The sequence below is a fragment of the Lactobacillus hamsteri DSM 5661 = JCM 6256 genome (genome assembly GCF_000615445.1).
GTDB classification, from domain to species: domain Bacteria; phylum Bacillota; class Bacilli; order Lactobacillales; family Lactobacillaceae; genus Lactobacillus; species Lactobacillus hamsteri.
Genome location: NZ_BALY01000015.1, coordinates 1 through 22,965, shown reverse-complemented (window position 1 = coordinate 22,965; position 22,965 = coordinate 1). Strand labels below are relative to the sequence as shown.

Here is a 22,965-nt window from a genome sequence, read left to right as displayed (position 1 = left end):
ATCAATTTTAAGCATTTTATTGTTCGTGTTTCGTGGTAACTAGAATACAAGTGGAAAAATTGGACAAAATGAAAAATCCGACTTGGAATTCCAAATCAGATTTTTAACTTTAGTTGTTAATTTTTGCGTTTTCGATCAGCAGCTAAGCCAAACAAGCCTAAACTTGCAAGCGCTAAACCGATAAGACCAACATTTGCCTTTTCTTCACCAGTTTGTGGCAACTCTCTTGCATCCCTATTTGATGAAGAAACAGGTTTAGTATTATTACCTGCAGCTTCGACGCGCTTATTAGCTAATTTTGCAGGCAATACTTCTGCACCGTTTTGGACATGTCGATCGGCTTGCTTTGCAGGAGCCAATTTTTTTGTCTTCTTTTCAACTTCTTTAACAGCCTTAACTGGAGCCGTTATTGTTGAATCTTCATCATTTGCTTTTTCAGTAGAAGCCGATTGAGATTCCTTAGAAGCTTCTGGCTTAACTGGAGCTATTATTGTAGCAGATGGTTGCTCTTGATCATTTGGCGTAATTGATGACGGTTGATCTTCGCCTTCATCATTATTATCAGTTGGCTGTGTAGGTTCAACTGGAGCTGGTTGAGCGTTCTTAGTGTAAATTACAGTAAAAACTTCACCTTTACCATTTGCCATTTCAGGAGTAACATTTTCAGCCTTAACTTCAGCCATATTTGGCGTGTAACCTTCAATAGTTGGACTTGTCACTTCAGGAACAGATTGACTACTCTTATTCCATGCACCCCAAGCAGCATGACCATCTTTACCTAAGATTTGTTGTCTTGTAAAGTCAACACTTTGGATTACATCATCTGCAGCTGTTTTTCCATCTGCATATTGATAATGAATTGTTCTAGTGAAAGTTTTGTCTTCATTCTTGAGTTGAACAACATTGACTGCAATCGGAGCGCTATCAGCAGTAAATGAAATTGAAAGCATACCATTCTCATTTGCAGCTAATGCATAACCAGCTGGTAATTCCGGAATCAAATCAAATTTGGTGTTGGTACCTACAATCCCTTTTTCATGGACGCTTGCGACAATTGTTCCGTTTTCACCAATAAAGTTGATATTAACTTGGGTTTCCACCTTAGCTGGCTTTGATTTAGTGTAAATTACGGTAAGAACTTCACCTTTTCCGTTTGCCATTTCAGGAGTAACGTTCTCAGCCTTAACTTCAGCCATATTTGGTGTATAGCCCTTAATAGTTGGACTAACAACTACTGGAATCTTTTCACTATCTTTATTCCATGCGCCCCAAGCAGCATGACCATCTTTATCTAAGACTTGCTGTCTTGTAAAGTCCACGCTTTGTTCAACATCATCTGCAGCTGTTTTTCCATCTGCATATTGATAATGAATTGTTCTAGTGAAAGTCTTACTTTCATTCTTGAGTTGAACAATGTTGACTGCAACGCTATCGTCACTTGCATTAAACTTAATAGCAAGTTCATGATTTTCATTTGCAGCTAATGCATAACCTTCAGGCAATTCTGAAAGTAAATTCAATTTATCACTTGTACCTACTGTTCCATTTTTATAGGTACTTGTAACTGTGGTTCCATCTTCATTTACCAAGTTAACGTGAACCGTTTGTTCAATGTTAATATCTTGTGTAGTTTTATAAGTATTACCTTCTGCATCAGTAATAATTAATTCAACTGGCTCTTGGCCGGCAATTGTATATGAAGGTGCAGCCGCAAATGAAACAGTATAACCGTTATCCTTTAAGCTTTGCAAACTTTCTGCAGAAAGCATATCTTCCGCAGAAATATTCTTGTGATTAGGTTCACCTACTCTAGTAGTTGCAGGATTATTGTAAGAAGCAACTACAACATTGTAAGTACGGCTAATATCGCCATTTGCATTTGAAACCTTAACTTGGTAGACACCAGGCTTAGAAATATCAACATTTGAGCTATCAACATTTAATTGTTCGGCGCTATCACTTGGATCGGTAAAGAGATTATCTAATTTAGTCTTATAATTACTATCATTCACATTAAGAATTGGAGCTTGGTGATCCTTTAAGGAAATAACTTGCTTAATGCCAAGCATGAAATTAGAAATATTACCTATTCCCAGTTGAATCTTATTACCTTGGGCATCGTAATAGTTATAATTGTTTCTAAAAATATAACTACTATTTGAAACTTCAGTAAGGCCTCCTAAGCCGGCAATATCATAGCCATATTTATTTAAAATTTTTCTTAAACGATTTTGTGCACCAGAAATATCAATATAATCATTTACAAAAATTGGTTGATCGTCACCTTGTTGGTCTTCAACAGTACCAAACCAATTCGTGCCGTTAAACTTAATATCACCATCTTGATACAAAGGACTTACACCATTTTTAGCTAAATCATCAAGGATGCTTTGATCAACTGAACGGAAATGAGTCGTATCAGACTTATCAACATCCACTAAGAAATAGTGCTTATCTTTTTGCAAAGTTAAATTAGTAACAACATTAACTAGTCTTGTATCTGAACCACCACCAAAGAAATAACCGATCTTTTCACGAACAATACCGTTCTCATCGCCAGTACCATTTAGCTTAATTGGAACCACAAGACTAGCAGATTCACCAGCAGCCAATGTACCTGTGATTTGGAAACCACCAATTAAAGCGGGATTTTTTGAAGCTTCTTTTAGGCTGCGACCAAAACCGCTTGAACCAATTTTGCTTATTGCTAAATCAAAATTATCAAGAGTTAATCCTTTTTGAGCATAATCACCGCCAAAAACAATATTGCCATCAGCGTCTTTCTTGAAACGATCAGAATCAACCTTGATTAAAGCGTGTGTACCATTCCAAGCCGGAAATTCAGTAAAAATTGAAATATTCTGGCTACTATCAGTTGGATTATTAACCGTATATGTTACCTCAGTATTTGAAGCAGTAGTCGTATCAATAAAAACATTCTCTATGGAGTTTCCGGCTTTAGCAGAAGCCGTTTTACCAGTATTTTTATTAGTTGAACTAATTGTAAATTGGGTAGTTGTACCGTTAGCGTCCTTCAAAATAGTATCTTTAGAACTTTGTTTATTATTTTTTGGGACTATAACAGGAGGAATGTCCTCTTGATATTTTTTATTGAAGTCTTCTCCTGTATGCGGAGTTTGATGTGCTTCATCTACTTGTTGAGTTCTTTGAGATTCCGCAGTAGTTACATCATCGTTTACCTTTTCAGTGGAAATATTTTCTTGAGTTTTTGCAGAAGCTTTTTCTGAAGCTGTAGTTGAATTTTCAGCAGTTTCTGAATCCGTATTTGAAACATCAGAAATTTCAGAAGCTTGTGCACTGTTGCTTTCATCTGTAGCAGCTTGAACTTGATTGGCAGATAAGCCGAAAATAACTGCGCCAAACATTACACTAACAGCACCAATGGTTAATTTTCTAATGGAAAAACGTAATCTATTTTCTCTCATATCTCTTCACTCCAAATTCCAAGACTCACTTATATTTCGCAATTAAGTTCCTTGTTATTTATCAATGAAATTATATTATAAAGTCCTTGTTAAATAAAGGATTTGGACTTATTTTTTATTTTTAAAAGTGTTATTTTATCATCCTTTTATATCAATTATCATTGCATGAAAAAAAGCCTTTTTTCAAAGGCTTTTTAAAATTTGATTTTTAATTGTTATTATTTTTCCGCATTCTTACCGAAGTATTGACCCTTATTCACTTGGTAGTACTTCTTGTATCTGCCAAAGTAATTATGGAACATGTACTTCATAAGAAGCCAACGCTTGAAGTTGCGATCCTTGTCGTAGAAGACAGTTGTACCGTAACGACCTTCGTGGATCAATTCTTCAGCAGTTTCCTTAGCATCATTTTCAAAGGCATATTCCTTGAAAATCTTAACTGGAACACCCATCCACAAAACATGCTTAGACTTAAGCTTGTTGCCGTAAACAGTTTCCTTATCCTTCAAATTGTCTTCTACGTAGTCATCGATAAACCACTTAGCCAAGTTGTAACCATTCAAAGTTACGTAGAAGCTTGAACGACCTTGACGCAAGTTGATTTCGAAGAACTTGTATTGACCATCACGAACATCATACTTGATATCGAAGTTAGCCATACCTGTGTAGTTCAACTTTTCAAGGAAGCTTTGAACTTGTTCATACAACTTTTCATCATATGCTGGCAAGATAGTCATGTAGTTACCGATTGATTGTGGAGTTGGGTCTTCCAATAATGGGTGACCCAAGCACATCATTTTAACTTGGTGGTTCTTATCAACATAAGCATTCAAAGTTCTCATGTTGGAGTCGTCACCAGGAATGAAGTCTTGCAAAATAAGATCTTCAGTATAACCGTTAGTGTAAATCTTACCTACGATGTCAGTAAGTTCAGCTTCATCATGAATGGTGAAAGTCTTCTTACGACCTTCGAATTGGCAGTTAAGCATGAAACTGGATCTTCAGGCTTAAGTTCAACTGGGTAATTAAAAGAGAAGTCTAAATAATTTTTAGCCTTGTAATCATCCATAGTAATGATCTTAGTCTTAGGGTAAGGCAAACCGTATTTTTCAGCGATTTCGTAGAAGCCTTCCTTAGAAATCAACTTTTCAAGCAAGTCGTAATCAATGTAAGGTACAACAAAGACCTTGCTCAATTCTTCCTTGTGCTTGGCAAGAAGTTCTGCGTAGCCATCACCACAAGCAATCAAAATTACAGGTTCTTTGTGATCCTTGTAAATTTCCATCTTCTTGTGCATAACATCCATGAAAGTTGGATCAGCACTAAAGCCGTGGTGCAATTCTACATCAACAATCTTTGAGTAACGTGTTGCAGCAAGTTGAGCATCAGCCATTGCCTTAACACGGATACCATAGGCTTCGTTAAATGAACGAGCCATACCATAAACATTAATGTCACTACCAAGTAAAATTGGCGTAAATTTCTTAGTCATTATCCTCAATAAACCCCTAAATTAAAGTAACTTACCTTGCTTAATCAAGCTATCAACTTCTGGTTGAACACGTTGGTAGTTCTTAACAGTATTCTTGTAATCAACAAAGAATAGCTTATACCAAACAAGGAATGTGTAAATAGTCCAGATTTGACGACGGTGTGAACCATCACCATTGTAGTTGTCATCAAGAAGCTTGATGATCTTCTTTTGGTCGAAGATATCATTTACAAAATCTTCTTGGAACAATTCACGAACTTGCTTGTAGAAACGTGGTTCCTTAAGCCATTGCTTAATTGGAGTTGGGAAGCCAAGCTTTGGACGCTTTGCCCATTCTTCTGGCAAGACCTTTTCTGAAGCCTTACGAAGTGCGTACTTAGTATCATGACGATTTACCAAGTACTTAGTTGGAATTGAGTTGGCAAGTTCCGCAATCTTCTTATCAAGGTATGGCACACGAAGTTCAAGTGAGTGAGCCATAGAAATCTTGTCGGCTTTTTGTTCAATATCGTTAAGCATGAAGTGGTGCAAATCGATGTATTGCATTTGCTTAACTTCATCAATATCCTTAACCTTCTTGAAGTCCTTTTGGTAAATACCGTTAACTGTCAACTTGTTGCGGTAGCTTGGTTGCAAAATACCATTAGCATCCTTAGAAGTGAAGATAGTTGGGTAATCCATATCGTAAATTACTGATTGACCAACGTAGAATTCACTTGGTTCAGCCAAGTTGGTGTACATATGAACCTTACCTGGGAAGTTAGGCATCTTCTTGATCTTATGAGCAAGCTTAACGCGCTTTGCCTTCGGCAACTTCTTAAGCTTAGAAGTAAAGACCTTAATAACATCGTTATGAGTGTGCATCCCGTAGTTTACGTAACCTGCAAAAAGTTCGTCGGCACCTTCACCAGAAAGTGCAACAGTTACGTGTTTACGTGCTAACTTACACAAATACCATAATGGAATAATTGATGGGTTGGCATCAGGTTCATCCATGTGATATTGCATTTCTGGGAAGTCACGCATTGCTTCGTCGGCATCAACGCGGTCACTGAAGAAGTTCCAACCGTTAATGTCTGATAAAGCCTTAGCCTTAGATGCTTCATCATAAGTTGAATCATCAAATCTAATTGAGAAGACATCATCAGGATTGAGCAATGAAGTTAAGTATGATGAGTCGATACCTTCTGACAAGAATGCACCAACAGGTACATCAGCGTTACGGTAAAGATCAACAGTTTCTCTAAGATCATCATCAATCTTTTGAATAGTTGCTTCAAAACTAAGATTGTTTTCCTTGTATTCAGCGTCCCAGTATTGGTGAATATCCATTTCACCATCTTTGTATTCAAACCAGTGGCCTGCTGGGAAACGGTAAACACCCTTGAAGAAAGTTTCATCAAGGTCGTTATATTGGTTCATCAAATATGGCTTAACAGCTTCCACATTCAATTCACGCTTGAACTTAGGATATTCCAAGAAACTCTTAAGTTCTGAACCAACAAGAAGGTGACCATCTTTATTTGAGTAATACATTGGTTTAATACCAAAGAAGTCACGCGCACCATAAAGGGTCTTGTTGTTGTCATCCCAAATAAGGAAAGCAAACATACCACGGACACGCTTAAGAAGGCCATCCATGCCCCATTCTTCATAACCATGGAGAAGAACTTCGGTATCAGCCTTAGTAGTGAAAGTGTGGCCGGCATCAATCAATTCTTTTCTTAATGGTTTAAAGTTGTAAATTTCACCATTAAAGATAATTGCTCTAGTCTTATCTTCATTGTAAATTGGTTGACTACCACCGCGAAGGTCGATAATTGAAAGTCTTCTAAAACCTAATGCAACTTCATCGTTAGTGTAAAAACCGTCGGAACTTGGTCCACGGTGCTTGATAGTAGCCATCATTTTACCAATGACAGCTTGTTTTTCGTTTATTTTTGGATCATAAAATGCGACAATTCCGCACATAGTCTTAATTCCCCTAATATTCTCTCTAATACTTTATTCGTCTTAATTTTATAAATCTCTCGAACCTTTTCATTATAATCTAAAGACTTGTAATAACCAAACAGCTTAGAAAATCTTAACTAAATGAAAAACATTCGTCGTTTAGAAGCGGCACCATAGCCAAAAACTTGCATGCGGTGACGCTTCAAATCAACATTGACTACATAACCGGCAGATTCATTATCATGATCCATTTTACGGTTCCAATTTTTATTGTACTTAGTAGTCAAAGAGTGATTTGCGCCCATTAAAGCTGAGCAATTGAACAAAACATACTGAATGCCGTTAATACGATATTGATCTTCACGATGACGGTGGCCACAGAAGTAAGCAATAATATGGGCATTTTCAATATTGGTAAAGTCAAAATCGTTAGATAAACGGAATTCTGGTGGAACGTCTGAACCAGTATGCATGCGGCCTTTTTCCTTTTGGTTAAAAGCAACCAAAAGTTCATGAAGCGAGCGGCCATTATATTTAAGAGCGTTGCTGCCCTTACGATTAATTGGATTGGCGTGGCTCATGAAAATGATGCGCTTATTTGAAGAGTGCGACAAAATTTCAATAATTTCTTCAATCTGATCTTCACGAACTGCCAACGTAATCTTAGTATCGTATTTCTTTTGTCCTTTAGCATTCAAAACATAAGGCAAATCAGAAGTATTTACAGAAATTACGCGCAAATCGTCAAAGTCAAAATAGCTAACACCATGTTGTCTAGAAATGTAGTTAATCTTCTTTTGCTTATACATTTCTGGCCACATAATATTTTCAAACTCATTTTCAGGGAATGAAGCTTCTAAATCATGGTGTTCGTCAAACTTATCATTTTCGTCATGATTGCCTTTAATGATCAAATATGGCACTGTATCGGACTTAAAAGCCTTACGTAATTTAATCAGTTCGCTTTCGCTAAGAAGTCCTGCATCAGAGCCATCAATCCAATCACCTAAGTGAGCTTTTAAATTAAGCAAACCTAATTGATCTAAATAGCCAAACTCACGCACATGCGTCAAACCATTCCAACCATAAAAGTCGCTGCTGTTGCGATCTTTAAAGTGAGTATCAGTGATCACGCCAATATTAATTGAATTTTTACCATGACGAACATGATCTTTTACACGTTCACTAAAATCATTCAAATATTCTTCAACTTGATAGCGACGCCCGGTAGCCTTGTTTTTAAAAGCACGATAGCGTCCCAAATCTTTATCAAATTGACGCACATATTCAGGTGCTAATTTTTGTGTGCTTTCCGGACTCAAGGCTTGATGAAGAGTACCATCTTCATCTTTATAAACGGTTAATACAAAGGCGCGACCGTCAGGTGTCTCTTCTTTTTCACCAACATGATATTCACCAACAGTCGTATATTTTTGCATGGGATCAAGCATTGTGCCTTTTTTGGTAACTTTTTTACGCTTGCTTGCGCCTGCAATCTTATCGATTAACCCATGACTGTATTTAAAAATTCCCATAAAATCGCCTCAAAGACAAAATAAAAGAGCCGGCCAATTAAAATGCCGACTCGAAAAAACTATGCGTTTTGAGCTAAAGCGTAGGTAGCAAGTCCTAATGACAAGACAGCATCCTTAGATAATACTTCTTGCAAGTCTTTTGGGGCCACCAATTGAACAGCACCAATGACCTTAAGACTATAAGTCAAAACATGATAATCAACTTCTGCGTTATACATATCATCTGAGTATGGATCTTCATGATTGTAAGTTAAGTTGATTTCATCTTTATCGACAAAGCCATCTACGTGATTAGTTAAAATTCGATCATGCAAGTTAACTAATTTATCTGAAAGATCAAGCAAAGTTAACATATGATCACTTTCAGCTTCGTAATATTGTTCTTCTGTCATATCAAAGTAATCCTTGATTGGGTTGTTAAGAACGCCCAAATTATCGATCACCTTATAAACGGCTTCCGCATCAAAACTTTGTTCACCGCTTAAAATTTTATCTTGTGACAAGGCCAAATCATCAGCCAACATCATAGTATCTAGCTTTTCCATCTTGTCCTCCTAAAATTTCACTCCTTATTATAGCAAAAAATATACGACTTTTAGGAATCATGCCTTAAAAAAATGATTTTCTTAAAGGATCAAGTTTTTAAACTTCTTTCGGTAAAAAATGATTTTTTTGCACATATAAATATAGAGACCAAAATTACTAATTAAGGAGAAAATATATGACTGAAACAACAAATGTCGCTAACTTGCGTTGTCCGTGGAGTCAAACCCGCGATAAACTCATTCAAAATTTTCATGATCACGAATGGGGCAAAATTAATCTTGAAGATAATTACTTATTTGAAATGCTGGTTTTGCAGTTATTTCAATCAGGACTAAATTGGCGTGTGATTTTGCATAAACGTGAAAATTTCCGTAAAGCTTTTTACGATTTTGATCCCGCCCGCGTTGCAACAATGAACGAACTTGATGTTCATAACCTAATGATGGACAGTTCGATCATTCGCAATCGTCGTAAAATCGAATCTGCAATTCAAAATGCCAAAGCAGTATTGATGATTCAAGCAAAGTATGGAAGTTTTGCCAAATTCATTCAAAGTTCAATTCCAATGCAAATTATGCATAATCCAGAGATTTTTGAAGATATTCCTGCCTCAAGTGATGTCGCCAAAAATTTGGCCAAGAAAATGAAAAAAGAAAAATTCACCTTTGTTGGTCCTGTAATTGTGTATTCGTATTTGCAGAGCATTGGTTTGATTAATGATCATTTAGAATGCTGTCCATTTAAATATCAGGGGTAAGCTTCAAGAGTAATCATTTGTTTTACCTAATATTTGCATATAAAATATATGTAAAGTTATATGATTTAACATGGAGAACAATTATGGCTACAATTCAAATTACCTTAGACGATAAAGAAAAAGAAAAAGTTGATGTTTTATTTAAGCAATTAGGAATGACAACCAGTGGCGCTATTAAAATCTTTTTAAGCCAATCATTACAAAATCAAGGTTTACCTTTTACGCCTCAACTTAAAAAGCACTATCATGAAATCAAAGCTATCCATCCCCAAATTGCAAAAGATGGATCTTTAATTATTCCTGATGATGCGCCACAAGATATTAAAGATTGGATAAACAATGGATAGAGGAACCCTTTATGAACTACACCGGCACTAAAGTACCGGGTTTTTGGGAACACCGAGTAGTGTTTAGGATCTTACATTGATTGCTCAAATACCTAACTCACAGAACTCAGCTCTTTACCATGGCCAGTCCCTGACCATTTAGCGTTGCTCTATGCAGAATATTAACTGCCGCATTAATATCCCGATCATGCCTAGTTTGACACTTAGGACAAGTCCATTCACGAATCTCTAATGGCTTGGCGCCGCTGTTATAGCCACATTCTGAGCAAACTCTTGAAGTGTTTTTAGGATCTACCGCAATTAGTCTTTTACCATACCACTTGCATTTATATTCCAGCATTTGTCTAAACATCCGCCATGAAGCATTGGCGATTGATTTGGCCAGGCAGTGATTGTGTTGAAGATTCTTGGTTTTCAAATCTTCAATAACAATTACATCATACTGCTTAACCAAATGAGTCGTTAGCTTATGAAGATAATCCTTGCGCTGATTAGCCACTTTGGCTTGACATCTGGCTTTTAGTTTTTGGGCTTTTTGCCAATTGGCAAAGCTTTCCAAGCTTCTAGGACAAAGCACTTTTCTATTTTTATCCTGCAAAACTAATAGCTTAGCCAAATGTCTGCGGCGGGAATATTTTCTTTGCCAAGCTTTGGCTTTCTTTTCAAAATAAGAGTTATCAAAGCTAGGGTATTTTAAGCCATTAGACAGAATTGCCAAATCAGTCACGCCGACATCGATGCCGATTTCTTTGCCAGTCAAATTATACTTCTTCGGTCTAAGCATTTCTGCCTGCAGAGCCAGATAATATTTGCCCGTTGGTTCAAGCACAACCGTATAACGCTTGATTTTAGCACCTTCCAAAAACCCTGTTTTACTGGTTTTAATATAACCCAACTTAGGGATCTTCAGGTATCGCTTGCCAGCAATTTTGATGATAGACTTGCCAGTATAAGACTTTTTCAAATACTTGCGCGAATGAAAGCGCGGCTTGCCAGTTTGGCCGCTTTTATCTTGAAAGAAATTTTTCCAAGACTGAGTTAAAAATTCATTAACTACCTGCAGGCTTGAAGAATCGCTGTTTTTCAAAAAGGGATATTCTTTCTTAAGCGGCTTAAGCAGATAATTCAGTTTAAACTTGCCCAAAAAAGGCAAATCCTTATTATTCTGGTAGCGCTCATTCATCATAGCCAGCATTTGATTCCAGACAAAACGGTCATTGCCAAACATCTGCTCAAGCTGGTCTTGCTGGGTTTTATTAGGATAGAGCCTTAATTTGATTCCTTTCAGCACATTTGTTCCTCCCTTCTCGTAATATTGTATCAAACGTATGTTCAAGAAAGAATGGGAACAGCAAAAAAACTAAAGAAAAAGGTTGAAGATCTTCACTTTTAAAGCGTCGATTTTCAACCTTTTTTAAGGGAATTAATAATTAAATTATACTAATTTCTTTCTGATCCAACCTGAAATCCAGTCGATAACAACAACCATCACAATAATTCCAAGCAAGATGATACCTACACGGTTCCATTGACGATATTGAAGAGCAATGATCAATGGATAACCAATACCACCGGCACCAACCAAACCAAGGATAGATGCGGAACGAATTGATACGTCAAAACGGTACAAAGTATTAGAAATAAGTGCTGGCATCAAGTTAGGCATAGTTGAGAACATAATAATGTTGAACTTAGATCCCCCAACTGAAGTAACAGCTTCGTTTGGACCGTCTTCCAAGTTTTCGATAGCTTCTGAGAAAAGCTTAGCTAGCATACCAACTGAGTGGAATCCTAAAGCCAAAACACCGGCTGCAGAGCCAGGACCAACGGCCTTAATGAACATTAATGCTAAAACAATTTCTGGGAAAGAACGAATAATTGCTAAAACGATCTTACCACTTCTTGAAGCATACCATTTCTTGTGACGAGTATTGGCTGCCCAAAAGGCAAATGGAAGTGAAATAATTGCAGAAATAAATGTACCTAAGAAAGCGATACAAATAGTTTGCCACAATTGTGAAATAAGGTCTTCGCCTGTACCGTTATAAACGTAACTCCAATCTGGATGGAAAATACCAGAAAAGATCGCACCGGCAATTTGCGCAGCTGAAGCCTTGATTCCGCCAAAGTCAGTTCCTGTGCATGACCATACAATAAGAACAATTGAAACAATCGCAATAAGCCAATGAGTAATTCTCTTTTTAACGTCAACGGGTTTTGACGGTAACTTTTTATATGTTGTATCCATTATTTCATTAACGCCTCCCGTGACTTAGATGATACGTAGTCAATAAGAACAACGACTACGATAATTACAATAATGATTGTTCCAGTTTTGGCATAATCGAAAACTTGCAAAGTTTGTTGCAAGTAAAGACCAATACCACCAGCTCCGATATAACCAAGAACTGTTGAAGCTCTGACGTTGATTTCAAATGCATATAAAACATAAGAAATGAAGTAAGTCATAATTTGTGGTAAAACCGCAAACCAGATAATTTGAAGTTTATTAGCACCAACGGCAGTTAAAGCTTCAATTGGACCCGGATCAATTGTTTCAATAGCTTCGTAGAAAAGCTTAACAACAACACCAAAGGTGAAAACAGCTAAGGCAAAGATACCAGCAACAGGACCAATTCCGACGATGGCTACGAAAACCGCACCCAAAAGAAGGTCAGGAATAGTTCTGATAATGTTCATGATGAAACGCAAGATGCCAGTAACTACTTTATTTTTGATAATGTTACGAGCAATAAGCAAAGAATAGATGAATGCAACAACTGAACCAATTACGGTACCAAGAATTGCCATCTTAATTGTTTCAAGAAGAAGCGGAATTACCGCACCGAGGTATGACCAATCTGGATGTGACATTTGCACAAAAATGTCGCTGAATTGACTAAAGTTTGCAAACAAAACGCTAATATGCGTATTAGTTACATTAACTGAAATAAATAAACCAGCAACAATGATGACAAGCCAGATCAGATTCATAATATTGAACTTCTTTTTAGGTAAGTTCATTAAATCTTGATCATTTTTACTCATCTTATTCCTCCTCGCTTCCGTCTCCGCCGTTATAAATATCGGTGAAGACTGACTTAGGAGTATCACTCATCTTGCCATCGTAAACGACTTGTCCCGCACGAATACCAATTACTCTCTTACCGAATTCACGAGCAAGTTCAATACTATGCAAGTTAGCAACAACTGTCATGCCGTACTTTTCGTTAAGCATCTTCAAGTCATTCATAACTTTGCGTGAAGTTTGTGGGTCAAGAGAAGCGGTTGGTTCATCGGCTAAGATAATCTTAGGGTTTTGAGTCAAAACACGTGCAATTGCAACACGTTGTTGTTGACCACCAGATAATTGATCGGCACGAGTATAAACTTTATCTTCCAATCCAACTTGTTGTAAAGCTTCATAAGCTTTTTGCTTATCTTCTTTAGTGAACATATTAAAAGTTGTCTTCCAAGTTGGGTAATATGCAACTCTACCTGTTAAGACATTGCGCAAAACGCTAGAACGCTTAACTAAGTTGAAATTCTGGAAAATCATACCGATATCACGACGAATCATGCGCAAATTTTTACCCTTTGCATTAGTAATTGACTTACCATCGATAACGATGTCGCCATCAGTAATATTGTGTAATCTGTTGATTGAACGAAGAAGTGTTGACTTGCCGGCACCAGATAAACCTACAACTACAACAAATTCACCTTTGTTGATAGTCAAGTTAATATCTTTTAAACCGACAGTTCCGTTGTCATAAACTTTAGAAACATCTTTTAATTCAATCATTGGCTTTACGGAATCTGCCATTAACTATTAACTCCCTTATAATTATTTTTTATTTCTTAACTGATTCAATAATCTTACCGTACTTACGTACAACGTTGAAGTCACTGTCCTTAGCATAATCGTAGCCTTCGTGGCTGTAGATGCTTTCAATGACTTTTCTACCCTTCTTAGACTTACCAACATCGATAAATGCCTTAGCAAGTTTCTTTTCAAACTTCTTGTTCATGCCTGGACGAACAGCAATAGTATCGTTTGGAATTGGCTTAGTGAAGTAAATTGGAACAACTTCCTTCATAATATTAGGGTTATCAGCCTTAACAGTGTTACGTGCATCTTCAAATACAAAAGCTGCATCGGTGTCGCCGTTTAATACGTTCAAAACAGCTTGGTCTTGACCAGTAACTGTAGTCAACTTGCATTCCTTAGTAACATCCAAACCCTTTTGCTTCAATTCAGCAATTGGGAATACGTAACCTGCAGAAGAAGTTGGGTTTTGAATAGAAATGCTCTTGCCCTTAAGGTCTTTCCAAGACTTAATCTTTGAGCCCTTCTTAACCAAGATTTCTGCACGGTAGTACTTAACTAAGCTCTTAGTAGCCTTACCACCTGGTTGCTTAACGCCGTAACGTTCAGCTTGCAAAAGAAGGTCAGCTGCGCCTTGCTTGTGAGCTAAAACGTAACCATCTGGTGGAAGGAAACCAACGTCAACTTTCTTTGACTTCATAGCTTCTACAACAGTGTTGTAGTCAGTTGACATTGAAACCTTAACAGGAATACCTAAACGCTTTGAAAGCATATTTTCTAGAGGCTTAGCACGAGACTCTAATTTATTAGCTGCTTGACTTGGAACGAATTGAATAGTCAAAGTCTTTGGCGTATAACCATTCTTGCTTGAACTAGAATTACTATTGTTAGAACAAGCTGCAGCAACAACAGCGACTAATAAGGCAACAGCGCCTACTAGCAGTTTTTTAAACTTTTTCATTTTGTCCTCCTATGACAATGAAAAGATAGCAACGTAAAACGAACACCATAAAAAAAGACTTAATATGAAGGAAAAAACGATCATATCAAGTCTATTGTTTGATGTTCTCACTGAAAAAACGAACGAAAATACCAGCCCCTAAAAAAGAGAACACTGTGCCCGCAGGAATCCAATTAGCTGAAATTGTTCTTTCCTGAACTGGCATGTACTTTTCCCCTTTTCTTTTGACTTATAGCGTTCATTTCTAAAAATTATACTAGAAGCATTCGGATTCTCGCAAGGGAATATTGAAAAAAATTGAAAACTTTTTCAAAAAAATGAAAAAATGGCAGTTTTTAACCACCATTTTTCTCAACATATAAGTATTGATTATGCCTTTGGCTTAATTGGATTGTTGTCAATATCAGTTCTAACAATCAATACATCTGCCAAAGCGTGTTGATTTACGTATTCAGTAACTGAACCCATAAGCATTCTTTCAACAGCGTTCAAACCAGTTGCACCCATTACAATTAATGAATCTTTGTGGTCTTTAATGAAGTCGTAAGAAATAATTCTCTTAGGGCTGCCATAACGAATGTGATAATCAATATCGTCAAAGCCAAAGTTATCGTGTGCCCACTTCTTAAGGCTCTTTAAATATTCTTCTGAATCTTGCGTCATTTGATAAATGGTATCGCCAGAAATCAAAGTGTCTTGCATTTCACCCATGAATTGACGAGTATCAATAATATTCAAAACGTCAATATGAGCATTGTCAGTCATGGCAATTTTTACCGCTTTATCAAAAGCTCTTTCAGCTGATTCAGATCCATCAACTGGAACTAAAATACTATCTTTTTCTTTAGCCAATTTTTCTCATCTCCTAGGAATTATTTTTTACTTACTCAATATTTATTTTAGCATAATTTTGTAAGCTGTTACTTTTTGTTTGATTGTTTCTTTAAGCAATTGTTGATAAAATTAAATTCAATGATTTTTCATTACTCGAGAGGAGGATTTTTATGACTGAAAAACTAACAAATCAACTAATCGGAATTACTAGCGGCCGCAATTTTCGTGAATTAGGCGGTTACGAAACTTTATCCGGTAAAAAGATCAAATTTCACAAATTGCTTAGAACTGGTAATTTAGCCGATCTTTCACCATTTGATCTTGATTACTTGAAAGACTATGGCGTGAAATATGTTGTCGACTTCCGTAGTCAAGAAGAAGTTGATCGTCAACCTGATCGTGTTCCTGAAGGCGCAAAGTACGACTTTAATCCTGTTTTCAGCGATGACTTAACTAACTCTTCAAAGAGCATCAACGATTTGGACGCTCAATCAAAAGACGATGCCAACTTTGGTTTTGACCACATGCTTTATGCTTATGAAGACATGATAGAAAGTGAATCTGCACAAAGGGCTTACCGCAAATTCTTTGATTACTTGCTTGAAAATGATAAAGAAGATGAAGCTTTAATTTTTCACTGTACGGCTGGTAAAGACAGAACCGGCTTTGGTGCCCTTCTTGCTCTTACCGCTTTAGGCGTACCACTTCAAACTATTAAGCAAGATTATTTGCTTACTAATATTACTACTAAGGACTTCGTGGACGGCATGGTTGAACGCGAACGTGCACAAGGCAAGAACGAAAACACTTTGCAATCTATTCGTGATATCCAAAGCGTGCATCCCGAATACCTCAACCACGCTATCAAAGTTTTAAATGATAACTACGGCAGCGTTAATAATTATTTGCGCGAAGTAATGCATTTATCAAGTGCCGATATTATGATCTTGCGTCGGATTTACTTAGAAAAATAGATAATTAAAAAAGAAAAGGCCTAAGCGGCCTTTTTCTTTTGCTAAAATTTTTGCGTTAAAAATTCGTAAATTGCATCTGGATCAGTAAAGCTAAATAAATTCTTCAATTCACTTTCTGGAGTTTTTGCCAAAAAGTTCATTACTTGGCTAAGAAGTTGCGCTTGCCCATCAGGATTGGTTTCTAAAAGCATAAACAAGAATTTAACTTCTAACTTTTCATTAGGTTTAATCATATTGCCAAAAACGATTGGGTTCTCCAAAGCAACAGGAACAATCAATCTAGTATTAACAAATTCGCCTTCAGTATGCGGAATAGCAATATTAGGCAAATCGCTACCTAAAGTTTTCGTACTCAAACCTGTGGGAAAATCATGCTCTCTTTGAATGATGTGAGACAAAAAATTTCCTTTAACATAACCACTCTCAAGCAAATGATCATAAATATTTTTTAAAAGTTCATCTTGATTGCTTTCGCTACTAACGAAAACAGCGTCACGAGCAAAGATAGCCTTATCGTTCATAAAAAAACCTTCCTAAATTACTTACATTGATGAGCTTAAAATATCAAGACCTTTTTTTCAAATGAAATCATGTTAAAGTTAAGAAAAGTATTTTTCAAAAGGGAGAAATTTATCATGACAAAGACAAAAACTGTTTATTTTGGCGCTGGCTGGTTTAACGAAAAACAAAACAAAGCCTACAAAGAAGCCATGGATGCTTTAAAAGAAAATCCAACTGTTGACTTAGAAAACAGCTATGTCCCTCTTCAAAACCAATACAAGGGCATTCGCGTTGATGAGCATCCTGAATATCTTCATGATATTGAATGGGCAGACGCTACTTACCACAATGATTTAGTTGGTATCAAAACCAGTGATATCATGCTCGGCGTTTATCTTCCTGATGAAGAAGATGTTGGTCTTGGTATGGAACTTGGTTACGCATTAAGCCAAGGTAAATTCATCTTACTTGTCATTCCTGATGAATATTACGGCAAGCCAATCAATCTTATGAGCTGGGGCGTTTGCGACAACGCTATTAAGATTAGCGAGTTAAAGGATTACGACTTTAACAATCCACGTTACGGCTTCTATGATGGTGCTGTTTACTAAAAATTCTATTTTCATTAAAAACTACGACTTGAAAAGTTGTATAAAGAAAAAGACAACGCCTAGGCGCTGTCTTTTTTGCTATAATAAAAATGTGCACTGATTACCATCAATGCACAAGTTGCAACTAGAGGTGATCGCTTTTGAAGGCGTCCTTTAATGTGCTTGGCTGATGGTGTAATGTCGGTACACCAGGAACAAAAAGCACAAACGCTAAGCTATCAGCCTAAAGTTTGAATATACTTAATTCATTCTTTCAAAATTAATTATAGCATGGCTTGGTGTGTTTTTTAAGCCGTTTAGTTTAATAGCTAAGCGGTTTTTGTTATTAATGCTGAAAGTAAATTGTATTTTAATGTAAACAAATTAAATGACTCTTCGCTATTTTGATCTAGTGAAGGGTCATTTCTTAATATTGTTATTTGTCATGTATATTTCTTTCCAAGTTCTTGATCGAAGCGACATTTCTTTTAGGTTATTATTCAATGCTCACTTAACAAGTTTCGAGCCACTTATATAAAAATTATCTGTCACTTTTCAAATGATTAAACCACATATATTCCAGTTTCAACTTACGATGCCCATCGGTATCACAAAGCCTTTCTATATCACTGACAAATTTCAACTTGTAAAGCCCATCGGAACTCAATCCTTTCTGTAGTTTAGTTCTTCTTTTCTTTACACTCATAATATACCATGTTCCTCTAAAATAGTAAAGCGCTTACACTAAAAACATGAAAAAAGACTGACATTTTTGTCAGTCCCTTTGTTAACAGTACTTTATTAAGCCTTGTACTTAGATTCACCATTCAAATATGTTTCTCTTAATGTCATGTCTGGATTCAAAATCAAGAAATCAGCTGGCTTATCAGGCTTGATTGAGCCGCAGTCATCCAAAATATGCGCACTCTTTGCTGGAACGTAGCTGGCCATCATGATCGCCTTTTCTGGAGTCACAATGTTCCAGTCAACCACATTCTTTACGCCATCCTTTAATTGCAAAATACTGCCGGCCAAATTGTCGCCGTCCTTAAGTCGAGCCATGCCGTCTTTTACGTAAACCGGAAGTTCGCCAAGCATGTAGTCGCCATCAGGCATCATACCGGCTTCCATACAGTCAGTAATCAAAGCGATATGTTCTGGACCGACTGCGTTAATCAAAGCTTTAACCATTGGCTCTTTAACGTGGTGGCCGTCGCAGATTAATTCGTCAGTTATATTGTTCATTTCCATGGCAGCATTAGAAATTGATGGTGCGTGGTGCATTGGGTCAGGCATGCCGTTAAAAGTATGCGTAAACATGCTTGCACCAGCTTCAACGCCCGCCTTCGCCTCATCAAAGCTCGCACTTGAGTGGCCTAAAGAAACAACAATGCCTTCTTTAACAGCTTCGCGAATAAATTCCTTGGAACCTTCTCTTTCAGGTGCCATCGAAATCTTCTTAAGCATGCCGTCAGAAGCTTTAAGCCATTTGTTAAATTCATCGATACTTGGATCAATCATATACTTAGGATTTTCAGCACCGGCATGTTCTTCAGTGAAAAATGGGCCTTCAAAGTGAATCCCTTGAATCTTAGCCCCATGCTCTTTGCCTTTATTTTCTGCGAACATCTTGCAGATGCGCGTCAAAGTATCGCTGGCTGCAGTAATGGTGGTTGGAAGCCATGAAGTTACCCCAGCACTAAGAAGGCCTTGAGAGATCTTATCGATTCCTTCCCAGTCGCTCTTCATAACATCTTCGCGAAGCGAGCCGTGGATGTGCGTATCAACATAGCCTGGGGCTACCCATTGGCCAGAATAATCAACAATCTTACCTTCTGGCTTTTGGCTTTCTGGATAGTAAAAACCAAATTTGCCATCATATTGAATTTCAAGATAACCACCGTTTTCGGTTCTATTTTCTAAGAAAAATTTATCTGCATGAATGTAATATGTCATTTTTCTATCCTTCTAAACTTTTAACTTAATTATTCCTTACTGAATGTAAACATTTACATCTTTATTTTACCCGAAAAAATTGGTCTTTACCAGTTTTAATACAAACTATGAAAAATCTTATCATTTTTCGTTATAATAGTAGTTAACAATAAATAATTTTAGGAAGAAGCAAAATGACACAAGATACGCAATTTAACAGACATCAACTCGGACAGCTTCTCGGTGCAAACAAGCGTGATCATTATTATGAACTGCACTATGCAACTGGCGAAGTTGCTCGACTTTATATTTTAGCCGACGGAATCTTTCGTTACTTTTTAGATCCAAGTAAAAAATTCGACGAAAATCATTCTTCATTGGTTAATTTAGAACAATTCAACAATCAGTACTTTGAAAAATCTCGTCCTCGTGCAACCAGTGATTCATTGATTATTCAATCTGGCAGCTATCAGCTTATTTTCCAACAAAAGCCAGCTATCATGACTATTTTTGATGAAAGCTTGCACCGCACGCGTTTAGTGCAATTAAGTCCTATTGAATTAGGAACCGACCAATCCACTGAAATTTTAAAGCAAAATAAGAATGAATTTTATTTTGGTGGTGGACTTCAAAACGGTTCATTCAGTCATAAAGGCAAACGCATCGACATCAAGCATGACAATATTACTGGCGATGGCGGCGTTTTAAGCCAAGTACCATTTTTCTGGTCAAATGCCGGCTTTGGTGAATTTAGAAATTCAATGGCCAACGGTGAATACGACTTTGGCAAGGTTAACGAAAATGCGGCAATGATTACCCATAATACGCCAATTTTTGATAACTTTTATTTAATTGGCAATTCGTCAAAAGATATTTTGCGCAAATACTTTGTATTAACCGGCCAACCTTTGATGCCACCTAAATATGCATTGGAATTAGGTCACATAGGTAATTTCTTAACTACCAAATGGAAGCCAAGTGAAGCTAAAGAACGTGCTGCACAAATGTTTGAAGATGGCAATTACTATCTTAGAACCAATAATGACGATGAAGTTATTGGCAAGGCATCCTTAAATGGTGAAGAACAATATCAATTCTCCGCTCGCGCAATGATTGATCGGTATCAAAAACAACATTTTGATCTCGGTTGGATGATTCCTAACTTTGGTACAAACGATGTAAACGACGATGCCTTAGAATTATTTAACGAATACGCTGAAACTCACGGTGTAGAAGCTGGCCTTTGGACTGATCAAAATAAAGACAACTTTGTTAAGAATACTTCATTTATCGCAACTAATACTTACGATGAAAAAGTTCTTGATAAAGATACCCAGATGCTCAAAAATAATTTGAATCGCAGACGTCCTTTGATTTTCGCTAATACTGCAAATGCTGGCAGCCAAAAATTCTCTGCTTTGATTTTTGGTGATTCAGGCGGCAATTGGGAAAATACTCGTACACAAGTTGCTGGTTTTTTAGGTGCCAACCTTTCTGGTGAACCTTTAGTAGGCTGCGGAGTTGATGGCAACAATGGTGGTGGCAACGCCCAAATTTCTATTCGTGATTTCCAGTGGAAAGCATTCACTCCTCTTTTGTTCAACATCGACGATCAAGGTAAATTTAGCAAAAGTCCATTTGCTTACAACAATAAGATGACCCGTATTAATCGTGCTTATCTTGAACTTCGCAAGCAACTCAAAAACTATCTTTACACTTTGGTTTACCAAGCACAAAACGGTGAACCAATCATTCGTGCTTTGTTTATTGATTTTCCACATGAACAAATCAATTATACTGAACAAGTTGATCACGAATTTATGCTTGGTCCTAACTTGCTTATTTCACCGATTACTAACGGTCGTGAAGATGGCAATGGTAATTCAAGAAAAGATAATTTATACTTGCCTGATCACAGAACTATGTGGATTGATCTTTTCACAGGTAAAAAATACTTAGGCGGTCGCGTTTATAATAAATTATCCTATCCGGTTTGGCATTTGCCAGTCTTTGTTCGTGGCGGCTCTATTTTTGACTTAGGCAAACGAAACTATGTCTTCTACCCACAAGGCATGAGTCAAATCAGCTTTTATGATGATAATGACTACACTGATTTTGCTCATAAACACAGCGAAACTAAGATCACCAGTGACCTTGAATCAAGCAAGTTAACCATTACAATTGATCCAACCAAGGGTGAATTTAATGGTATGGAAGATGAATCAACAACCAACTTGAACATTATGTGTGATTCTTACCCAGATGGCTTAACTGTTAAGATCAATGATCAGGTCATCAATATGCAAGAATACGGTACAGTCGATACCTTTGCTCACGCTAAGGAAGGTTTCTTCTACAACACTAATTACAGCTGGATGCCTGAATTTGATTCATACAACGAACCTAAGCAAACAGCTTTGCAAATCAAATTGGCTAAACGTGATATCACTGACAGTAAAATCACCATTACTATTCAAAACTTTAACTATGGTGGTCAAACCTTGGTTCACTCAATTACTGACTCAGTACTTCGCGCTCCAAAATTACCAACAATCAATCCTGAAGATATTACAGCTCATTCCCTTACTATCAACTGGCCTAAGGTAACTGATAAGGTTCAAGTTGAAATGAATGGCATTTTATATGATGGCATTGATGGTGATAGTTTCACCTTCCACGAACTTACACCAAATACTAAATATATTTTGCGTTTAAGAAATGTAGCCGGAAATAAGGTTTCTGAATGGTCTGATCCATTCGGTGCAATTACTAAGAAGGCCGCAATCGATTATGCAATTCAGAACATTCATGTAACTTCAAATTATGAAGCTAAAGATGGACATCCCCTTTCCTACTTAACTGACTTAAAACTTGCCAGTGAATGGGAAGTTAAGGATAAGTTCGATGAAACCAAGCCACTTACTTTGACTTTTAATTTCGAAAAAGAAGAAAAATTGAGTCGCATGGCCTTTGTACCTAGAAATATTGATCATGACGGCGATCCTATTGAAGTAGGTATGGAAATTTCTAAAGATGGCAACGAATTTAAACCTTATGGCGATCGTTACACTTGGAAGGCTGATGCTAAGAATAAAGTTATTGGCTTAAGGGATGTAACAGCTAAGGCAATTCGCTTAACAGTTTACAAGTCTTCTGGATCAACAGTTGCTGGTAAAGAAGTAATGTTCTTTAAAGATAAGAATTCAGTTGATGAATAAACAAAACATTTAATAATTTAAGCAAAAAAGAAGAGTTGAGAAATTCT

The 22,965-nt window shown here is 36.9% G+C and carries 17 protein-coding genes and 1 pseudogene; 5 read left to right on the top strand and 13 right to left on the bottom strand.

Annotation, left to right across the window (positions count from 1 at the left end; genetic code table 11):
* Nucleotides 1-116: 116 nt before the first annotated feature.
* From JCM6256_RS05180 to JCM6256_RS05160, 5 genes and pseudogenes are all read right to left on the bottom strand, one after another.
* Complete coding sequence (locus JCM6256_RS05180) at nucleotides 117-3,446, bottom strand: mucin-binding protein (RefSeq protein ID WP_025080706.1); 3,330 nt, start codon at nucleotides 3,444-3,446, stop codon at nucleotides 117-119.
* A gap of 218 nt (nucleotides 3,447-3,664) precedes the next feature.
* Nucleotides 3,665-4,938 (bottom strand): annotated as a pseudogene (locus JCM6256_RS09855) (carboxylate--amine ligase).
* A gap of 21 nt (nucleotides 4,939-4,959) precedes the next feature.
* A complete protein-coding gene (gene asnB, locus JCM6256_RS05170) occupies nucleotides 4,960-6,909 on the bottom strand; it encodes an asparagine synthase (glutamine-hydrolyzing) (RefSeq protein WP_025080705.1) in 1,950 nt (649 codons plus the stop codon).
* Nucleotides 6,910-7,028: 119 nt separating this feature from the next.
* On the bottom strand, nucleotides 7,029-8,426 hold the full coding sequence (locus JCM6256_RS05165; protein ID WP_025080704.1) for a metallophosphoesterase family protein: 1,398 nt from the start codon (nucleotides 8,424-8,426) through the stop codon (nucleotides 7,029-7,031).
* Between the two features lie 59 nt (nucleotides 8,427-8,485).
* Nucleotides 8,486-8,971 (bottom strand): hypothetical protein, encoded by a 486-nt coding sequence (locus tag JCM6256_RS05160; protein ID WP_025080703.1) that lies wholly within the window; start codon nucleotides 8,969-8,971, stop codon nucleotides 8,486-8,488.
* Between the two features lie 176 nt (nucleotides 8,972-9,147).
* Between JCM6256_RS05160 and JCM6256_RS05155 the strand changes: the two genes are divergently transcribed.
* Nucleotides 9,148-9,729, top strand: a complete 582-nt coding sequence (locus tag JCM6256_RS05155; RefSeq protein WP_025080702.1) for a DNA-3-methyladenine glycosylase I — start codon at nucleotides 9,148-9,150, stop codon at nucleotides 9,727-9,729.
* Between the two features lie 83 nt (nucleotides 9,730-9,812).
* On the top strand, nucleotides 9,813-10,076 hold the full coding sequence (locus JCM6256_RS09850; RefSeq protein WP_025080701.1) for a type II toxin-antitoxin system RelB/DinJ family antitoxin: 264 nt from the start codon (nucleotides 9,813-9,815) through the stop codon (nucleotides 10,074-10,076).
* Between the two features lie 106 nt (nucleotides 10,077-10,182).
* Here JCM6256_RS09850 and JCM6256_RS09845 read toward each other — a convergent pair whose 3' ends face one another.
* The 6 genes from JCM6256_RS09845 to JCM6256_RS05115 all read right to left on the bottom strand — a co-directional run bounded on the left by JCM6256_RS09845 (nucleotide 10,183) and on the right by JCM6256_RS05115 (nucleotide 15,718).
* The gene (locus JCM6256_RS09845) at nucleotides 10,183-11,367 is read right to left on the bottom strand and encodes an RNA-guided endonuclease TnpB family protein (protein WP_035438333.1); all 1,185 of its coding nucleotides are present in this window, start codon (nucleotides 11,365-11,367) and stop codon (nucleotides 10,183-10,185) included.
* A 144-nt stretch (nucleotides 11,368-11,511) separates the two neighbouring features.
* The gene (gene phnE / locus JCM6256_RS05140; RefSeq protein ID WP_025080700.1) at nucleotides 11,512-12,324 is read right to left on the bottom strand and encodes a phosphonate ABC transporter, permease protein PhnE; all 813 of its coding nucleotides are present in this window, start codon (nucleotides 12,322-12,324) and stop codon (nucleotides 11,512-11,514) included.
* Nucleotides 12,324-13,124 (bottom strand): phosphonate ABC transporter, permease protein PhnE, encoded by an 801-nt coding sequence (phnE, locus tag JCM6256_RS05135; protein ID WP_025080699.1) that lies wholly within the window; start codon nucleotides 13,122-13,124, stop codon nucleotides 12,324-12,326. Before phnE (JCM6256_RS05135) ends, phnE (JCM6256_RS05140) begins: the two co-directional genes overlap by 1 nt.
* A gap of 1 nt (nucleotide 13,125) precedes the next feature.
* Complete coding sequence (gene phnC, locus JCM6256_RS09840; RefSeq protein ID WP_035438332.1) at nucleotides 13,126-13,902, bottom strand: phosphonate ABC transporter ATP-binding protein; 777 nt, start codon at nucleotides 13,900-13,902, stop codon at nucleotides 13,126-13,128.
* A gap of 28 nt (nucleotides 13,903-13,930) precedes the next feature.
* Nucleotides 13,931-14,866: a phosphate/phosphite/phosphonate ABC transporter substrate-binding protein gene (locus JCM6256_RS05125; RefSeq protein ID WP_025080698.1), complete on the bottom strand. Its 936-nt coding sequence runs from the start codon at nucleotides 14,864-14,866 to the stop codon at nucleotides 13,931-13,933.
* Between the two features lie 369 nt (nucleotides 14,867-15,235).
* Nucleotides 15,236-15,718 carry a universal stress protein gene (locus tag JCM6256_RS05115; protein WP_025080697.1) on the bottom strand — a complete coding sequence of 161 codons (483 nt, stop codon included), beginning with the start codon at nucleotides 15,716-15,718 and terminating at the stop codon, nucleotides 15,236-15,238.
* 152 nt (nucleotides 15,719-15,870) lie between these two features.
* Here JCM6256_RS05115 and JCM6256_RS05110 point away from each other — a divergent pair, with 152 nt between their 5' ends.
* Nucleotides 15,871-16,674 carry a tyrosine-protein phosphatase gene (locus tag JCM6256_RS05110; RefSeq protein WP_025080696.1) on the top strand — a complete coding sequence of 268 codons (804 nt, stop codon included), beginning with the start codon at nucleotides 15,871-15,873 and terminating at the stop codon, nucleotides 16,672-16,674.
* A gap of 41 nt (nucleotides 16,675-16,715) precedes the next feature.
* Here the strand turns inward: JCM6256_RS05110 and JCM6256_RS05105 are convergent, their stop codons facing one another.
* Nucleotides 16,716-17,195 (bottom strand): PTS sugar transporter subunit IIA, encoded by a 480-nt coding sequence (locus JCM6256_RS05105; protein ID WP_025080695.1) that lies wholly within the window; start codon nucleotides 17,193-17,195, stop codon nucleotides 16,716-16,718.
* Nucleotides 17,196-17,309: 114 nt separating this feature from the next.
* Here JCM6256_RS05105 and JCM6256_RS05100 point away from each other — a divergent pair, with 114 nt between their 5' ends.
* Entirely contained in the window at nucleotides 17,310-17,786 is a 477-nt protein-coding gene (locus JCM6256_RS05100) for a nucleoside 2-deoxyribosyltransferase (protein ID WP_025080694.1), read from the top strand.
* A gap of 780 nt (nucleotides 17,787-18,566) precedes the next feature.
* On the opposite strand, the gene nagA is transcribed toward JCM6256_RS05100, so the two are convergent.
* Nucleotides 18,567-19,721: an N-acetylglucosamine-6-phosphate deacetylase gene (nagA, locus tag JCM6256_RS05090; protein ID WP_025080693.1), complete on the bottom strand. Its 1,155-nt coding sequence runs from the start codon at nucleotides 19,719-19,721 to the stop codon at nucleotides 18,567-18,569.
* Nucleotides 19,722-19,894: 173 nt separating this feature from the next.
* Between nagA and JCM6256_RS05085 the strand changes: the two genes are divergently transcribed.
* Nucleotides 19,895-22,918: a glycoside hydrolase family 31 family protein gene (locus JCM6256_RS05085; protein ID WP_025080692.1), complete on the top strand. Its 3,024-nt coding sequence runs from the start codon at nucleotides 19,895-19,897 to the stop codon at nucleotides 22,916-22,918.
* Nucleotides 22,919-22,965: the final 47 nt, after the last annotated feature.

What these genes read in the sequence shown, in the direction of transcription:
- JCM6256_RS05180 (WP_025080706.1), bottom strand. Translation starts at nt 3,446, where the DNA reads ATGAGAGAAAATAGATTACGTTTTTCCATTAGAAAATTAACCATTGGT.
- asnB (WP_025080705.1), bottom strand. Translation starts at nt 6,909, where the DNA reads ATGTGCGGAATTGTCGCATTTTATGATCCAAAAATAAACGAAAAACAA.
- JCM6256_RS05165 (WP_025080704.1), bottom strand. Translation starts at nt 8,426, where the DNA reads ATGGGAATTTTTAAATACAGTCATGGGTTAATCGATAAGATTGCAGGC.
- JCM6256_RS05160 (WP_025080703.1), bottom strand. Translation starts at nt 8,971, where the DNA reads ATGGAAAAGCTAGATACTATGATGTTGGCTGATGATTTGGCCTTGTCA.
- JCM6256_RS05155 (WP_025080702.1), top strand. Translation starts at nt 9,148, where the DNA reads ATGACTGAAACAACAAATGTCGCTAACTTGCGTTGTCCGTGGAGTCAA.
- JCM6256_RS09850 (WP_025080701.1), top strand. Translation starts at nt 9,813, where the DNA reads ATGGCTACAATTCAAATTACCTTAGACGATAAAGAAAAAGAAAAAGTT.
- phnE (WP_025080700.1), bottom strand. Translation starts at nt 12,324, where the DNA reads ATGGATACAACATATAAAAAGTTACCGTCAAAACCCGTTGACGTTAAA.
- phnE (WP_025080699.1), bottom strand. Translation starts at nt 13,124, where the DNA reads ATGAGTAAAAATGATCAAGATTTAATGAACTTACCTAAAAAGAAGTTC.
- phnC (WP_035438332.1), bottom strand. Translation starts at nt 13,902, where the DNA reads ATGGCAGATTCCGTAAAGCCAATGATTGAATTAAAAGATGTTTCTAAA.
- JCM6256_RS05125 (WP_025080698.1), bottom strand. Translation starts at nt 14,866, where the DNA reads ATGAAAAAGTTTAAAAAACTGCTAGTAGGCGCTGTTGCCTTATTAGTC.
- JCM6256_RS05110 (WP_025080696.1), top strand. Translation starts at nt 15,871, where the DNA reads ATGACTGAAAAACTAACAAATCAACTAATCGGAATTACTAGCGGCCGC.
- JCM6256_RS05105 (WP_025080695.1), bottom strand. Translation starts at nt 17,195, where the DNA reads ATGAACGATAAGGCTATCTTTGCTCGTGACGCTGTTTTCGTTAGTAGC.
- JCM6256_RS05100 (WP_025080694.1), top strand. Translation starts at nt 17,310, where the DNA reads ATGACAAAGACAAAAACTGTTTATTTTGGCGCTGGCTGGTTTAACGAA.
- nagA (WP_025080693.1), bottom strand. Translation starts at nt 19,721, where the DNA reads ATGACATATTACATTCATGCAGATAAATTTTTCTTAGAAAATAGAACC.
- JCM6256_RS05085 (WP_025080692.1), top strand. Translation starts at nt 19,895, where the DNA reads ATGACACAAGATACGCAATTTAACAGACATCAACTCGGACAGCTTCTC.